Origin of the sequence: Aeromonas sp. PI_26, from assembly GCF_027854445.1 — a bacterium.
Lineage (GTDB): Bacteria > Pseudomonadota > Gammaproteobacteria > Enterobacterales > Aeromonadaceae > Aeromonas > Aeromonas veronii.
This window is the reverse complement of the sequence record NZ_JAJNOE010000007.1, coordinates 43466-58862: the sequence shown is the minus strand read 5'-3', so window position 1 is coordinate 58862 and position 15397 is coordinate 43466. Positions and strand designations below refer to the sequence as shown.

Sequence of the window (15397 nt, the reverse complement as noted above, 5' to 3'; positions counted from 1 at the left end):
ACGATGGATATCGCAGGAGGTCAGATGGCACGCCCATCAGCAGAACAGCGCAAAGAGATGATCATCGAGGCCGTACTGGCCCTGTTTCGAGAGAAGGGGATGGCGGCATCGTCAACCCGTGATATTGCCGAGCGCACCGGTCTGGCGCGCAGCCACGTCTACCACTACTTCAAGGATTGGAAGGAGCTCTGCCTCTGCGCCGTGGAGCGTTTCACCTATCAGGAGATCGCCGAGCAGCGGGAGTGGCTATTGCCGCTGCCGGCCCGCGAAGCGTTGCCGCTCTTTGTGCGGGACAACCTGCCGACCAGTCAGGATGCCTCCTGGGCCATCTACCTTGATGCCTGGAACGAGTCACTGCGCGACCCTGTGTTTGCCGAGAGCTACCGCAAAATCATTTTGGCGTGGCGCGAGGTGTTGGATCTGATCCTGCAAAAGGGGATCGACAGCGGCGAGTTTGTGGCGGGCGATGCCCGGCGACTGGCGCGCCAGATCACCTCCCTCATCAACGGCTATGCCGATGACCTGATTCTGGAGCCGACCCCCGAGACGGTAGAGGCCACTTATCAAGAGATCATGCTGGTGGTCAATCAGCTGGTCTTGCCCCCGGCCCACTCATAGCGGCGCAGGTACACAAGGGGGGAGGCATGCCAGCGTGGTGCCTCCCCCGGTTTTGTTGGCTATCCGCCGGGCGCGCGATGGTCAGATACCAGGGAGCGGTTGTTGATGTCGATTACCCATTTGTCACTGCAAGATGCCCGTCATCTGCAACTGGCGGCGCAGGGGCTGCTTGCCCCCCGTCGCAGCAAGGCGACCCCGGCTGATCTGCTGGCCACCATTCGCCGTATGGCGCTGCTGCAGATCGATACCATCTCGGTGGTGGCGCGCAGCCCATATCTGGTGCTCTTTAGCCGCCTTGGCCAGTACGAACCGCGTTGGCTGGAGCAGTTGCTGGCCGACGGCGAGATCTTCGAATATTGGGCCCACGAGGCCTGCTTTGTGCCCCGCGAGGATTACCGGCTGTTGCGCCATCGGATGCTCGACCCCGTCGCCATGGGGTGGAAGTTTTCGGCCAACTGGCTCGTTACCCATCAGCAGGAGATCGGTCAGCTGATCGAGCGTATTCGTCAGCACGGCCCGGTGCGGGCGGCTGACTTTGAACGCACAACCGGCAAGGGCAATGGCTGGTGGGACTGGAAACCGGAGAAGCGCCATCTCGAGGTGTTATTTACCAGCGGTCAGCTGATGGTACGGGAGCGGCGCAACTTTCAGCGGGTCTATGACCTGGCCGAGCGGGTTATCCCCGAGTGGAGCGACCAGCGGGATCTGCCGAGCGTCGAGCAGGCGCAGCAGGATATGGTGCGCGCCAGCTGCCGGGCGCTGGGGCTGGTCAAAACTGGCTGGGTGGCGGATTACTACCGGCTGCGGCGCGGCAAATATGACGCCCTGCTCCATCAGCTGGCGGACGAGGGGGAGCTGTTGCCGGTACGGGTGGAGGGGTGGCAGCACGGCGCTTTTGTGCACGCCTCGCTGGCCGATGAGCTGGTGCAGGCAGAGGAAGGCCATCTCAAGGCAACCCATACCACCGTCTTGTCGCCGTTCGATCCGCTGGTATGGGATCGCAAACGGGCCAGTGAGTTGTTCAACTTTGACTATCGTATCGAGTGCTATACCCCGGCCCCCAAGCGTCAGTACGGTTACTTCGTGTTGCCCTTGCTGCATCGTGGCAAGCTGGTGGGCAGGATGGATGCCAAGGCCCATCGCCAGCAGGGGATCTTCGAGATCAAGAGCCTCTATCTGGAAGCCGGTGTGAGAGTGACCCGCACGCTTGCACAGGATCTGGCGAAAGCCCTGCAAAAGCTGGCTGACTGGCACCAGACGCCGCAGCTTCGTTATGGTGCCATTCCGGCCAATTTGCTGGCGTTATGGCATGAAAGCTCCCCTGCAAAGTGAGCAAAATCCCTTCTGGGCTAAGCTGCAAGAGGGATCAACAGTCCGGGAGCGGGAGATGAAACGAGTGGCAACATGGTGGGCGGGATTGGCGATGGCCATCTTGTCCCCCGCGCTATGGGGGCAAGAGCCGCCAGTGAAGATCTGTCTGGGGGAGGGCAACGAGTGGGCCCCCTTTACCTACTGGGAGCGCAAGGACGGGGTGCCCGATACCAGCCGCCTGACCGGTTCGGCGACAACGCTGGTGCTCGATGCCCTGCAACAGAGCGGGCTCTCGCACCAGATCCGCTATCTGCCCTGGGCGCGGGTGCAGCAGGAGCTGGCGGATTATCGCCAGAATGGTCTGTGCGAGCTGACCTGGGATGCCAGCTACAAGCCGGAGCGGGCCGAGTTTGCCTTCTACAGCGTCCCCCTATATTACACTCATCTCGGTTTCTTCTATCTCAAGCGCCGCTACCCCGAACCGCCGGATCTGCAGACGGTCAATCGTTCCCGGGTGTGCGGGGTGATTGGCTACAACTATACCCCCTACGGGCTTGCGCAGGAGCCACGCCGGGTCAAGCAGTTGCAGCAGGCGCTCGATATGCTGGAACGGGATCGCTGCGACTTTCTGCCAAGTGAAATCGAACCTCTGGTGGCTGGCATCAGCCTTGGCATCTACCGCAGCGAGAGCGGGTTGCTCAATCTCGCCCTGCCCAGCCGCAAGGGATTCTATCTGCTGGTGAGCAAGGGCTCCCCCCGCGGTCACCAGCTGGTGAACATCCTCAATCAGTCGCTGGTGGCATTTCAGGAAGGGGGGCATACGGATGAGGTGATGCGCCGCTTCTTGCCGCCAATGGAGTAATAGCGAAGGGTTGCTGTCATTCAGGGGGAGCAGATAAACAGAGGGCACCGCCGGTGCAAACCGGCTGGCCCTTTTTTACGTGAGAGGCTGTCAGGCCGCCAGACGGGTCAGTACCTTCACCAGCAACTCGATGCGCGGGGCAATGCTGACCAGATCCAGATACTCCTCGTCACTGTGGAAACCTGCACCGATAGGGCCCAGACCATCCAGAGTGGGGATACCGAGGGCGGCGGTCAGGTTGGCATCGGAGCCGCCCCCCACCTCTTGCCAGCTGATCGGCAGCCCCAGTTCGGCGCCACACTCCTCCACCAGTTGCATCAGTGCCTGGGTGCCCTCTGACGGCACCATGGCCGGTTTGTGGGCCTCGCGGGTCAGCTGGATGGTGACGCCGTCGAGATGGGGACGATCGGCCAGGGTCAGCAGATGATCGTCGATCTGGTGGTACTCCTGATTGTCCCAGAAGCGGACGTCTACCACGGCGCTGGCATGTGCCGGCACTATGTTGGCGCCATTGCCCCCCTCGACAATGCCGATGTTGAGGGTGGTGCCGCTCTCGAAGTTGGTCAGGGCGTTGATGGCCAGGATCCAGTGGCCCAGCTCGGTGATGGCGCTGCGCCCCTTCTGCGGTTCGTTGCCCGCGTGGGCTGCCTTGCCGGTGAAGTCGATGCGATAACGGGCCATCCCCTTGCGCGCCTTGACCAGCGAGCCATCGGCGCGGGCAGCTTCGGCCACCAGCACCTGTTTCGCCTGTTTGGCCACCGTTGCCAGCCAGTCGCTGGAGTGGAGGGAGCCAATCTCCTCATCCGGGTTCATGCAGACGCAGATGCTCAGGCGATCGCGCACCTCGCGGGGGAGTTCACGCAGCGCATAGACGATGTTGAGCAGGCCGGATTTCATGTCGGAGACACCGGGACCGTAAGCGCGCTCACCATCGATGCTCATCGGGCGGGCGGCGGCGGTGCCGAGCGGGAAGACGGTATCCATATGACCGATCAGCATCACATCGATCTGCGCCGCATCAGGCTGGTTGCGGATCTCCAGCCCCACCCCGGCGGCGCCGCAGTCGACCCGCTTGATCTGCCAGCCGCCCATCGCCTCATATTTGGCGGCCATCAGGTCGGCCACTGCCGCAATGCCCGGCTGGTGCAGGGATCCGCAATCCAGATTGATCAGCGGGGCCAGTTCGGTCAGGTATTGATCCAGAGAAAAAGTCATTGCTTGCTCCACTATCAGGTTCGGGTCAGAGAAGGATGTTCATCACCAACATGGCGCCGAAGGCGTTGAGTACCGAGATGGCGACCATGATGGGGATATAACGCCCTTCGGTGCCGATACAGCCGAGGATGCGGCCCATGTACTGCACCTGGGAGCCCATCAGGTAGATGGCTGGCGCCAGAATGGCGATGTGGGTGCCGTTGAGGATCCCCTGATCGAACAGGGTGATGACCACACCGACCGCGCCCCCCATCGACATCCAGGCGCCGATCAGCACGGCTGCCGCCTCACCGGGCAGACCGAAGATGGCCATGACGGGGGAGAAGATGGCGCCCATGGCATCCAGCGCGCCGGTGATCTGCAGCGCCTTGATGATGACGAAGGCCATCAGTACGTTGGGTACGGTGGAGGTGGTGGCGATGACCCAGCCCTTCTTGGCCCCTTCGACGAATATATCGGTGACGATGGGTTTCTTGATGTTGGCCTGGCTCATTTGGCTTGCTCCTGAGTGTTGAGGGTCTGCTGGGTGTTGTTATCGGTCTGCTTGTCTTCGCTCATATTGAGGTAGACCCGGAACAGGTTGGCCCCGACAAATTTGAAGGCGAACATCACGATGACAGCCAGACCGATGGAGGAGCTGACCGCCGGGCTGCCATCTGCCAGTGTCAGGGTGAACAGCACGGCGCCGGAGGAGAAGAAGTTGACGATGGTGGCACCAGCGGAGAACTGGAACATGGTGAACACGTCGGTTTCACGCTTGGTGATGAGCCCTTCATCCTTGAGCTGACGAGTCATGGCGGCACCGGCATCGGTACTCTGCAGGGAGGCGATAAGGGCGAGGCCGGTGTTGCCCGGGATCCCCATCAGCGGACGCAGCAGCGGGGTCAGTAACTTGCGGGCCGCTTCCAGCGCGCCGTAGTGCTCCAGCACATTGATCATGCCGAGGGCAAACATCACGGTGGGGATCAGGGTCAGGGCAAACAAAAAGCCATCGCGAGCGCCGTTGCCCCCTTTGCCGCGCATGTCGGTCATGGCGGTCTTTATGCCGTCACCATTCTCGCTGACGCTCTGGACCATGGTACCGAACGAACCGTTCAGCGTGGTGAAATCGAATACCCCGTACCACTCGCCGGATTGCAACAGTCCGGAGAAGAAGACCACGGCGAAGGCCAGTGCCAGGTAACTGCCTATGCTCACCGAGCGTGTTTTGTCTGTCATTAGCTAGCTCCATATGAATAATTATTTAATCTGAATAATTATAATTGATATAGATGTCACTAAATTGATGGTGGTCAAAATGGTTTGCTGCAAATGACGAATGTATTGGGGTTATGTGACTGTGATCGCCATATGCTTGGACGATAATCTGGTTTTCATCGAATTGTTTGAGTGAATAAAAAGCAGGGGCGGGATAGCGTGGCAATAAAAAACCGGGCACTTGGCCCGGTTTGGTCAATCAGTCAGATGTGATTACTGGAGTACCAGCACCATCAGCAGGCCGACGGTAATGGCAGATACCAGGAAGGCAAAGCCATAGAACACATAGTGGTGCAGCTTGGTGGTGTGGATCCCCAGATCGTGCAGACCGTGGTAGATACGGTGCATGCCGTGCCAGACTGGCAGGGCGATGATCACCAGCAGGATGCAGGCACCCCACCAGGAGCTGGCGAACGCGTGCACGCGGTCATAGCTCATAGTTTCCACGTCCATGATGCCCATGGGCACCAGCAGACCGGTGATGAGGACAATGACCGGCAGCAGCATGGCAACGACCATGCCACCCGCACCAAACAGACCCCAGTAAATTGGTTCGTCAGAACGTCTCATTGTTTTCTCCTCAGGCCACGATGATCAGGACAAGCAGGGACACCACCGCCAGCGCCACATACTGGGCGAGAACGATCGGCTTCTCCGGTACCAGGTCTTCACCACGGAAGATACGCATGGCTTTCGGCGCCAGGGCGAACCAGGTTTTGGCATGGAACAGGCACGCCGCCAGAGCGACGACATGGAACAGGATGGCGATCGGGCTTTGCAGGGATTCCAGCCAGCCGTTGAACGCTTCCTGACCCTGAACCAGGCGCATCAGGCCCCACATCAGCACAACGGCGTAGATGGAGACGAAGATACTGGTGCCTTCACGGATCATGTAACCGGTGTAGAAGGCGTTCTTCAGCCACCAGTCTTTCTTCATTTCGCGGACGTAAGGTTTACGTTTGCTATCAGTGTTGTTCATGGTCTCAATCCTGCTCTCAATCTGGCTTGAACATGGCGATCATGTAGTCCTTGGCGCTTTCGACCTTGCCAAGCTGGATGGCCGCCGCCGGATCGACGCCTTTCGGGCACACTTCGGAGCAGTAGCCCACGAAGGTACAGCCCCAGACGCCTTCGTCCTGGCTGATGATGCGCATACGCTCTTTGGCGCCGGCATCACGGTTGTCGACGTTGTAGCGATAGGCCAGAGCCAGTGCCGCCGGACCGGTGAACTTCTTGTTGATGCCGTACTGCGGGCAGGCTGCGTAGCAGAGACCACAGTTGATGCACTGGGAGAACTGCTTGTACTGCGCCATCTGGGCCGGAGTCTGGATGTACTCGCCATCACACAGGCTGCGCGGCTCGCTCGGGATGATGTACGGCTTGATGCTCTCCAGCTTCTCGATGAAGTCGGACATGTCGACCACCAGATCGCGCTCGATCGGGAAGTTGTTGAGCGGCTCGACGGTCATCTTGCCCGGCAGATAGTCGCGCAGGAACGCCTTGCAACCCAGCTTGGGCACACCGTTGACCATCATGCCGCAAGAGCCGCAGATCGCCATCCGGCAGGACCAGCGGAAGCTCAGGGTAGAGTCCAGGTGATCCTTGATGTACTGCAGGGCGTCCAGCAGAGACATCTCTCTCTGGTATGGCACCTGGAAGGTTTGCATCCAGGGCTCGTTATCCTGTTCCGGACGGTAGCGCAGGATCTCAATTTCAATCATCTCAGCCATTCTTCTTAGCCTCGTCTTGTTTCTCACCCTCGGAGCCGTACACGCGTTTTGCCGGCTGGGACTTAGTGATCTTCACATCGGAGTAATCGATGGAGGGCGTTTCGCCATTTTTGTAGAACGAGAGCGTGTGCTTGAGGAAGTTCACGTCATCGCGCTCTTCGTAACCATCCAGACGCTGGTGGGAACCGCGGGACTCTTTACGATTGATGGCGGAGTGCGCCATGGCTTCAGCCACGTCCAGCATGTAACCCAGTTCGATGGCGTACAGCAGATCGGTGTTGAAGACAGAGGACTTGTCGTTGATCTTGACCTTCTTGTAACGGGCTTTCAGCTCGTTGATCTTGTCGATGGTGCCCTGCATCAGCTCTTCGGTACGGTAGATACCGACGCCGGCTTCCATGGACATGCCCAGCTCGTTGCGGATATCGGCCGGGTTTTCGGTACCGTCTATGTCCATCAGGGAGAGGTGCTGCTTGATGAGCGCCTCGGCCTTGGCGGCCAGCGCTTCGGTGTTGCCATGCTTCTGAGTCTTGGCAAATTCACCTGCCTGCTCACCGGCCAGCTTGCCGAATACCACGATCTCGGACAGGGAGTTGGAACCCAGACGGTTGGCACCGTGCAGACCGACGGAGGCACATTCGCCCGCGGCGTAGAGGCCGGGCAGACGGGTGGCACACTTGTTGTCAGTCTCGATACCACCCATGGTGTAGTGGGCAGTCGGACGTACCGGGATAGGCTCTTTGGCCGGATCCACGTTGACGTAGGCTTTGGCCAGTTCGCAGATGAACGGCAGACGCTCTTTCAGGTACTTCTCGCCAAGGTGACGCAGGTCGAGGTGAACCACATCGCCCATCGGGCCCTGAATGACGCGGCCTTTCTGCTGCTCTTGCCAGAATGCCTGGGAAACGCGGTCGCGCGGACCCAGCTCCATGTATTTGCTCTTCGGCTGGCCGATCGGGGTTTCCGGGCCCAAGCCGTAGTCTTGCAGGTAGCGGTAGCCATCCTTGTTCAGCAGGACGCCACCCTCACCACGACAACCTTCGGTCATCAGGATGCCGGTGCCCGGCAGACCGGTCGGGTGATACTGGACGAACTCCATATCACGCAGCGGTACGCCGTGACGGTAGGCCAGTGCCATGCCGTCGCCGGTGACGATGCCACCGTTGGTGTTGTAGCGATAGACACGGCCAGCGCCGCCGGTTGCCACAATCACGGATTTGGCCTGGATGAAGCGGGTGATACCGTTCTGGATGTCGAAGGTCAGTACGCCCTGAACGCGGCCGTCGTCCACGATCAGATCAAGACAGAAATGCTCGTCGAAGCGCTTGATGCTCGGGTATTTGACGGAGGTCTGGAACAGGGTGTGCAGAATATGGAAACCGGACTTGTCTGCGGCGAACCAGGTACGGGGAACCTTCATGCCACCAAACGGACGCACGTTGGCTTTGCCATCCGGCTTGCGGCTCCAGGGGCAACCCCAGTGCTCCAGCTGGATCATCTCTTTGGTCGCGTTGTTGACGAAGTATTCCACTACGTCCTGCTCGCACAGCCAGTCACCACCGGAGACGGTGTCGTTGAAGTGGTTTTCGAGGGAGTCGTCATCACGGACGACACCGGCGGCGCCGCCTTCGGCAGCAACCGTGTGGCTGCGCATCGGGTAAACCTTGGAAATCAGGGCGATGTCCAGGTCTGGCTGTGATTCGGCTATAGCGATAGCGGCGCGTAAGCCGGTACCGCCAGCACCGATGATGGCCACATCGGTCTTGATAATATCCACATCTGCCTCCTTAGGGATAGATTTGCTGGGCACGATTTTGCTCTATGAAAAAAATTCAGGCTTGATGCAAGTCAAACTGCTAGGTTTTATTCCCTTTTTATTGGTTATTTTTCTATAAAACACCCAAATCCCTGGATGAAAATGTCGTTATTATCGTCATTTTTTGGTGTTGCTGAGCAGTTGAACACCTAGCTACGAGTACTTTAACTTCTGGATTGTACGTAGTTTTCTTTCAATAAAATGCGAATCACCTCTCTTTTTAGGTACTCGCGAAAAAAATTTTAAGTTTTTTATTGTAATTTTTTAATGAGAATTATTGGCATTTATCTATTCGGATAGAAATAGGTAATCCGAAGTGCGGCGGTGACCACGGCGGTGATCTGATAACTCCAGACGAATTACAAGGATTTCAAGGCGGGGTATTTGGCGGGTAATGTGAGATTACTCACTGAAAATTAAGCGCTATTTAGAAAAATAAAAGGGGCCTGTACGGCCCCTTTTGCTCATGCTCAAATGCGGAACATGCCGACCTGATTGCTCAGTTCACCCGAAATATTTTTAAGTTGTTCAGAGAGATGGCGTGAGCTGTCTGCATCCACTGCCAGTTCGTCCGAGACATCTTTCACTGCCTGAATGTTGCGACTTACTTCGTCGGTGACGGCCCGCTGCTCTTCAGCCGCGCTGGAGATCTGGGTCGCCATGTCGGAGATCTGGTTGATCGAGGTGGTGATCTGCTCCAGCGCATGGGTGGCGTTGTTGGCGTCATCCACGCTGTTCTGGGCCAGCAGCTGGCCTTCGTGCATGGTGCTGACCGCTCCCTGGGTATTGCGTTGCAGGGTTTCGATCATATTGCGGATCTCGACGGTGGAGCTGTGGGTACGCTGTGACAAGACGCGCACCTCGTCGGCTACCACCGCAAAGCCGCGGCCCTGTTCACCGGCACGTGCCGCTTCGATGGCGGCGTTGAGTGCCAGCAGGTTGGTCTGCTCGGCGATGCCCTGAATGGTGGAGAGGATGGTGTTGATCTCCTGAGCGTTTTTCTCCAGTTCCTGAATGATGTTAGAGGCCTGTTCCACCTGGGTGGCCAGATCGGTGATGGAGCGCTGGTTGCGGGCGATCACCTGCTTGCCATGCTCGCAGCTGCTGGAGGAGCTGCGGGCCGCTTCGGCGGTCTGCTCGGCGTTGCTGGCGACCTCGACCGCGGTGGCCGACATCTCGTGTACCGCAGTGGCGATCTGGGAGATCTCGTTTTGCTGACGAGCCAATCCCTGATTAGCCTTCTCCGCCATGCTGTGGGAGGACTTGGCCTGCTGGTTGAGCTGGCCGGAGGAGTTGGAGATATCCTGCACCATCACATGGATCCGCTCGATGAAGGTGTTGACGTGTTTGGCAACCGCACCCACCTCATCCTCACGTTCAATCTTGATGCGGCGGGTCAGATCGCCGTTGCCACGGGAGAGATCGGCAATCGCTTCGCCCAGGGTTTTCAGAGGGGCCAGCGAGCTGTTGATGGCGACATAGGAGAAGCCTGCCACGATCAATATGGTGATAAGCCCCTGAATGAGGGAGGAGGTAACCATGCGGCGTACCGACTGGTAGGCGATCTCTTCATCCACCATCATGCCGTAATACCAGTTGGTATTGGGAATGGCATTAAAGTCGTAGACCTCTTTCTTGCCGCTGATCACCAGCTCGTTGATCATGCCGTCATGGGCGACCTGATTGATGTAGGCCGCAGTCAGCTCCGGTGCCAGAGCGGTAGCGGATTTGAGGCTCAGGGAGGCATCGGGGTGCGCGATGATGGTGCCATTGCTGTCCACCAGCATGGCGTAGGTGCCCTCGGTGGTGACCGCCAGAATGTCCGAGATCAGTGAGCTGATGGAGACGTCACCGGCGATGACTCCCTGGGTATTGCCGCGCTGGAACGGCTCGGCAATGGTAACAATCAGCTGGCCGGTGGAGATGTCGGCATAGGGGGCTGTAATGACCAGCTTGCCTGCGGCGGCCGCGTCCTTGTACCAGGGGCGTTGACGTGGGTCATAACCGGCGGGCAAATCGGTTGGTTTGCTCTGGATCATCTTGCCGTCTGCGGTACCGGCATAGACCAGGTCGAAGCCACCGGCATTCATGGACTGGGCCAGATGACTGATGGGCTCATCTTCTTTGGCGAATGCTTCCTTGGTGGTGCTGACCATGCTGATCCGGGAGTCGACCCAGCGGGAGATCCCCTTGACGTTGGCCATGGAGCTTTCGTCGATGATGTTCCAGACCAGTCGCTGGGTCTCGCTGCGCAGTTGCGAGGTGTTGTACCAGACCTGCAGGCAGGTGATCACCAGAATGATGACCCCGATAGCCAGGACAAGCTTGTTTTTAATGGATAAGTTCATAGTTACATCCTTGTGAGCGTCAGTCTGAAGTGTGTGTGGAATCTAGTTATTGTTATGAGCCTCTGTTTATCGGCTGAAGTTGAACTCTTTGTATCCCGGTCAGCTATTTAAAGTTAGTGCCTAAATCAGTGGATATCCATGCGTGTATCGCCCCCTCACTGCGTCAGAAAACGATCTGGTCGATTGGTGAAGATTCCATCGACCCCCATGCTAGAGAGCGTTTCATAATCTTCTGGATAATCAACGGTATAAACCAGAACTTTGAGCCCCCGGCGATGTGCATCATCGACCAGCGCGGCATCGATAAAATCAACATCGCAATTGATGGACCAGGCTCCCAGCTCGTCGGCAAACTGCGCCAGGTTGAGCGGCAGGTTAGCGGTCAGGGCACCGAGCCGGATATCGGGCCGCAAGGCGGCAAATCGGGCCAGCTCCGGGTGATGGAAGGAGGAGACCACCCACTGGCCTGGAGTAAAGCCCAGCTCGGCCTCTGCCCGTCGGGTCAGGGCTGCCACCGCATCGGCGGTATGGGCGCCCTTGAGCTCGATATGCAACTCGCAGCGTCCGGCGATGATCTCCATCACCTGCCACAGGGTCGGGATCACCTCTCCTTCACCGGCATCGAGCTGCTCCAGATAGGAGCGGGATTGTTCGGTCAGCACCCCCTTGCCGTTGGTGCAGCGCTCCAGCCGCCTGTCATGGAATACCCACAATTCGCTATCGGCCGCCTGCACGTCGATCTCGATGGCTGATGCGCCCAGCTCCAGCGCTTTGGCCATCGCCTTTAGGGTGTTCTCCGGTGCCAGACCGCTGGCGCCACGATGGGCAATAATCTGCATGTTCTGCTCCTTTTACCTCGCGGATCAGCCGCGGCTCAGGTGAATGTCGATCTGTTGATGGGGCAGGGTAAGTCCCTGCTGCTGCATCTTCTCCAGCACCAGCGAGTGAACCTCGTGGGTGATGGGCATCCGGTGATCCATGTTGTTGACGTAGAGGCGGATCTCGTAGATCAGTGCCGAGTCGGTGAACTCGATCAGGAAGACCTCTGGCGTCGGCGTCTCCAATACCAGGGTCGATGCCTGGATGGACTCTTCCAGAATGCGCTGCACCAGTTTCGGATCCCGGGTCAGGCCGATCCGGATCCGCAGTTTGACCCGGGTGATGGCATCGGAGAGCGACCAGTTGATGAACTGTTCGGTGATGAAGGCCTTGTTGGGCACGATGATCTCCTTGCGATCCCAATCCACTATGGTGGTTGCCCGGGTCTTGATCTTGGTGACGGTGCCGGTGAGATCGCGGATGGTCACAGTGTCACCGAGCCGGATCGGCTTCTCAAACAGGATGATGAGGCCGGAGACAAAGTTGGCGAAGATCTCCTGCAGGCCGAAACCCAGCCCCACCGAGAGGGCGGCGACCAGCCACTGGGTCTTCGACCAGTCGATGCCGAGCATGGAGAAGCCGGTGAGGGCACCGATCAGGATCACCAGATACTTGCTGGTGGTCGTGAGAGCAAAGCCGGTACCCGGGGAGAGGCTGAGGTGCTGCAACAGGGTCAGCTCCATTAGCCCCGGCAGGTTGCGGGCTGTCACCACGGTCAGAATGAAGACGAAGGCGGTCAGCATCAGATCCTGCAAGGTGATGGCCGAGAGCTGCTCGATGCCGCCAATCTTGCTGCTCACCTGCCACACCTCGATATTGCTGAGGAAACTGAAGGCGGAGTTGAGATCCGACCATTGCACCACCACCAGCATGGTGAAGCCCAGCATTAGCAGGGTGCGCACCAGCCCCAGCGACTGTGCGCTAATGGTATCGAGATCCAGTTCAGTCTCTTCCACCACGTCCGGGGTCTCGGAGCTGAGCTCGTCATGCCCCTCTTCCCGGCCGCGCTGGGCCAGGATCTCGGCCCGCTTGCTCTTGGCGCGCTCGAAGGCAAGGCGGCGGCGCTGGATCAGCATCCAGCGTCTGGCCAGATAGTAGACCAGCAGGCAACCCAGCCCCATCAGCAGGCTAAGCTCCAGCTGGCGCAGCAGGGTGCGCGAGGTATAGAAGTAGCCAAACAGGGCGCCAATTACCGCCAGCAGCGGCGCCAGCATCAGGCTATTCCAGATGAAGTGGTGCAGCAGATGGGGCTTGGTCATGTCGGTCTGGCCCCAGGTGAGTGGCAGCCGCTCCCGGTTGAGGCGGGCAAAGAAGAGCAGTAGCCAGAGTGCACCGATCATGAAGGCCATCCGGCCGAGGGAATCGTAGAAGGCGTGCTCCTGATAGCTGTTGGCCATCCCCTGCACAAAGAAACTCGGGATCAGCACCAGCAGCAGGGTGCGAAACTGCCCCCACACCTTTTGCACCTGTTCCCGGGGCCAGCGGAAGTGGTGGATCAAAATCCCCCGCTCCAGTGTCAGATGGCGGGCCATCACCAGCGCCAGCAGCAGAAACCAGATCTCGCCAAGGCCGCGTGCCACCGCCACCGCAAACGGGTATTGCCAGGCCCCTTCGAGCAGGCCGCGCACCATCAACACCATGGCGGGCAAGGGGAGAGCGGCAAGCAGGGAGCGCAGCAGCAAGCGGCTGGTGAGGCTGAATTTGTCCTGGGTCACCTTGCCGATCCGCGGCGCAATATGGTCGCAATAGAGGCTCAGATGACGGGCCAGTTTGAACCAGCTCCAGGCCAGCACCAGCAGACCAATACCGGCCAGCGTGAGGCTCAGCGGGCTGTTTTCGGCGATGGCGTAGGGCAGTTGCAACCAGTTGTCCGGGTTGAAGGCCAGGGTTAGCGCGGCAGGAATACCGAGCATCACCTGTGGGGTAAAGGGGCGCACATCCGGCATCCAGAACAGGTGGCTGGCACTGATCTCCCGGATCTCGTCGATCTTGCTGTTCTGACGGCTGTAGAGCAGTTTGAGGCGGGTCTGCTCCTGAATGAGGGTGTCGGAGGCGTCGTTGAGCCGGGTCAGCAGCTGGCGCCGGGCCTTGAGCAGGTTGTCGAGCACCGCTTGCTGTGGCCGATCGAGCGTCACCTCCTCTTCGGCCATCAGCTTATCGCGCAGCTGGCGGGTATCCTTGAGCCCATCCTGCTCGCTCTCGTACTGGTACTTGGCCATGCGGGCGCTGACGATGGCGGACTCCAGCTTGTCGAGGGGAAACTGGGGGGGCAGGTCGGAGAGTTTGCTGCGCAGGTTCTCGCCGTAGGCATTACTGATCTGCAGCCACTCCAGCTGTTCGCGTACCGAGTTGACCAGCTCATTCAATTCAAACAGATTCTTGTCGACGCTGCGCTGCTCGTCCTGCACCCGCTCAATTTGATCTTCCAGTGTGCCGAGCTGGATGGAGAGCGCCTGATTCTGCTGTTGCTGCTCCAGCAGCAGCGGCATGTCGGTGGTGAGCTGTTTGCGCAGCCGTTCGCTCTCCTCCAGCGCCTGCTCGGTCTTCTCCCGCCGCAGCTGGTTCTGCTGGGTCAGCAGGCTGGCTTGCCACTCATCCTCGTCGGCGATGGCCAGATTGAGCTCCTGCAGTTTCAGCTTGCCGAGATCGTTGCGCTGCTGGGCCGAGAGCTGCTCCAGCTCCAGCATCTGGATCCGGTCGGAGAGGCTCTGCTCTTTCATTCTGGTCAGCAGCAGCTGTGCCTCCTGCTGGCGATCCGATTCGCTGCTGAAGCTCAGTCGCTCCAGCTGGCTGCGGGTCAGTTGCAGCTGTTTGCGCAGATCGTCCACCCGCAGGTGATACTCCTGCCCGGTACTCTCCAGCTGGTTGAGGCTGTCCATCACCCCCTGCCGCTCCTTGCGCAGATTGAGCTGGCGGTTGCTGCTCAGGCCAATGGCCTGGCGCAGCGCCTCCTCCTTGAGGCTCGCCAGCGGCGGGCGAGCGGCGGGCTGATAGTTGTGCAGGCTCTCCTTGAGCCGTGCCGACTCCTTGGGGTAATCGATAAGGATCTGCTGATAGGCTTTGCTCTGCTCCCGGTAGCGCTCGGCCTCTCTGGCAAATTGCAGCGCCTGCTGGTAGCTCTCCCGCAGCTTCTGGTTTTCCGGGGTATCGCTCTTGGGCACGCTCTGCAACAGGGATTCGGCCTGGGCAATGGCATCGTCGGCGCGCACGGTTGGCGGCAACAAGAGAAGGGAGAGCAGCAAGAGGGTGAGCAGGCGTTGCAACATGAGGCTCGTTTCCGTTCAGAAGAGGTGGCCCTAGCCTAAAACAGGGCAGGGAGGCGGGTAAAGCAGTCTATATTAATGATTCATAACACAAATAA

General features: G+C 59.1%; 13 protein-coding genes. 3 read left to right on the top strand and 10 right to left on the bottom strand.

The genetic code is table 11. The features are described 5' to 3' along the window. Positions 1-24: 24 nt before the first annotated feature. From LRL22_RS09680 to LRL22_RS09670, 3 genes are all read left to right on the top strand, one after another. Positions 25-618, top strand: a complete 594-nt coding sequence (locus tag LRL22_RS09680) for a TetR/AcrR family transcriptional regulator (protein ID WP_139733378.1) — start codon at positions 25-27, stop codon at positions 616-618. Between the two features lie 105 nt (positions 619-723). Beyond that, complete coding sequence (locus LRL22_RS09675) at positions 724-1950, top strand: winged helix-turn-helix domain-containing protein (RefSeq protein ID WP_270905277.1); 1227 nt, start codon at positions 724-726, stop codon at positions 1948-1950. A 91-nt stretch (positions 1951-2041) separates the two neighbouring features. Then, on the top strand, positions 2042-2791 hold the full coding sequence (locus tag LRL22_RS09670; RefSeq protein WP_103250772.1) for a substrate-binding periplasmic protein: 750 nt from the start codon (positions 2042-2044) through the stop codon (positions 2789-2791). Positions 2792-2881: 90 nt separating this feature from the next. On the opposite strand, the gene LRL22_RS09665 is transcribed toward LRL22_RS09670, so the two are convergent. From LRL22_RS09665 to mscM, 10 genes are all read right to left on the bottom strand, one after another. Further along, entirely contained in the window at positions 2882-4006 is a 1125-nt protein-coding gene (locus tag LRL22_RS09665) for a M20 family metallopeptidase (protein WP_270905276.1), read from the bottom strand. Positions 4007-4031: 25 nt separating this feature from the next. After that, positions 4032-4499, bottom strand: coding sequence for a YjiG family protein (locus tag LRL22_RS09660; protein ID WP_005335063.1), 468 nt, complete (start codon positions 4497-4499; stop codon positions 4032-4034). Further along, positions 4496-5224, bottom strand: a complete 729-nt coding sequence (locus tag LRL22_RS09655) for a nucleoside recognition domain-containing protein (protein ID WP_270905275.1) — start codon at positions 5222-5224, stop codon at positions 4496-4498. The genes LRL22_RS09660 and LRL22_RS09655 overlap by 4 nt, the downstream gene beginning before the upstream one ends. A 252-nt stretch (positions 5225-5476) precedes the next feature. Next, positions 5477-5833 carry a fumarate reductase subunit FrdD gene (gene frdD / locus LRL22_RS09650; RefSeq protein ID WP_040066869.1) on the bottom strand — a complete coding sequence of 119 codons (357 nt, stop codon included), beginning with the start codon at positions 5831-5833 and terminating at the stop codon, positions 5477-5479. A gap of 10 nt (positions 5834-5843) precedes the next feature. After that, positions 5844-6242, bottom strand: a complete 399-nt coding sequence (locus LRL22_RS09645; protein WP_005335058.1) for a hypothetical protein — start codon at positions 6240-6242, stop codon at positions 5844-5846. 16 nt (positions 6243-6258) lie between these two features. Further along, on the bottom strand, positions 6259-6993 hold the full coding sequence (locus LRL22_RS09640) for a succinate dehydrogenase/fumarate reductase iron-sulfur subunit (RefSeq protein ID WP_005335057.1): 735 nt from the start codon (positions 6991-6993) through the stop codon (positions 6259-6261). Then, positions 6986-8770 (bottom strand): fumarate reductase (quinol) flavoprotein subunit, encoded by a 1785-nt coding sequence (gene frdA / locus LRL22_RS09635; RefSeq protein WP_047437968.1) that lies wholly within the window; start codon positions 8768-8770, stop codon positions 6986-6988. Before frdA ends, LRL22_RS09640 begins: the two co-directional genes overlap by 8 nt. A gap of 509 nt (positions 8771-9279) precedes the next feature. Continuing rightward, positions 9280-11157 carry a methyl-accepting chemotaxis protein gene (locus tag LRL22_RS09630; RefSeq protein WP_005354019.1) on the bottom strand — a complete coding sequence of 626 codons (1878 nt, stop codon included), beginning with the start codon at positions 11155-11157 and terminating at the stop codon, positions 9280-9282. A 155-nt stretch (positions 11158-11312) separates the two neighbouring features. Next, positions 11313-11996 (bottom strand): glycerophosphodiester phosphodiesterase, encoded by a 684-nt coding sequence (locus tag LRL22_RS09625; protein ID WP_270905274.1) that lies wholly within the window; start codon positions 11994-11996, stop codon positions 11313-11315. Positions 11997-12020: 24 nt separating this feature from the next. Next, entirely contained in the window at positions 12021-15302 is a 3282-nt protein-coding gene (gene mscM, locus LRL22_RS09620; RefSeq protein ID WP_088868674.1) for a miniconductance mechanosensitive channel MscM, read from the bottom strand. Between the last annotated feature and the right edge of the window lie 95 nt (positions 15303-15397).

What these genes read in the sequence shown, in the direction of transcription:
- LRL22_RS09680 (WP_139733378.1), top strand. Translation starts at nt 25, where the DNA reads ATGGCACGCCCATCAGCAGAACAGCGCAAAGAGATGATCATCGAGGCC.
- LRL22_RS09675 (WP_270905277.1), top strand. Translation starts at nt 724, where the DNA reads ATGTCGATTACCCATTTGTCACTGCAAGATGCCCGTCATCTGCAACTG.
- LRL22_RS09670 (WP_103250772.1), top strand. Translation starts at nt 2,042, where the DNA reads ATGGCCATCTTGTCCCCCGCGCTATGGGGGCAAGAGCCGCCAGTGAAG.
- LRL22_RS09665 (WP_270905276.1), bottom strand. Translation starts at nt 4,006, where the DNA reads ATGACTTTTTCTCTGGATCAATACCTGACCGAACTGGCCCCGCTGATC.
- LRL22_RS09660 (WP_005335063.1), bottom strand. Translation starts at nt 4,499, where the DNA reads ATGAGCCAGGCCAACATCAAGAAACCCATCGTCACCGATATATTCGTC.
- LRL22_RS09655 (WP_270905275.1), bottom strand. Translation starts at nt 5,224, where the DNA reads ATGACAGACAAAACACGCTCGGTGAGCATAGGCAGTTACCTGGCACTG.
- frdD (WP_040066869.1), bottom strand. Translation starts at nt 5,833, where the DNA reads ATGAGACGTTCTGACGAACCAATTTACTGGGGTCTGTTTGGTGCGGGT.
- LRL22_RS09645 (WP_005335058.1), bottom strand. Translation starts at nt 6,242, where the DNA reads ATGAACAACACTGATAGCAAACGTAAACCTTACGTCCGCGAAATGAAG.
- LRL22_RS09640 (WP_005335057.1), bottom strand. Translation starts at nt 6,993, where the DNA reads ATGGCTGAGATGATTGAAATTGAGATCCTGCGCTACCGTCCGGAACAG.
- LRL22_RS09630 (WP_005354019.1), bottom strand. Translation starts at nt 11,157, where the DNA reads ATGAACTTATCCATTAAAAACAAGCTTGTCCTGGCTATCGGGGTCATC.
- LRL22_RS09625 (WP_270905274.1), bottom strand. Translation starts at nt 11,996, where the DNA reads ATGCAGATTATTGCCCATCGTGGCGCCAGCGGTCTGGCACCGGAGAAC.
- mscM (WP_088868674.1), bottom strand. Translation starts at nt 15,302, where the DNA reads ATGTTGCAACGCCTGCTCACCCTCTTGCTGCTCTCCCTTCTCTTGTTG.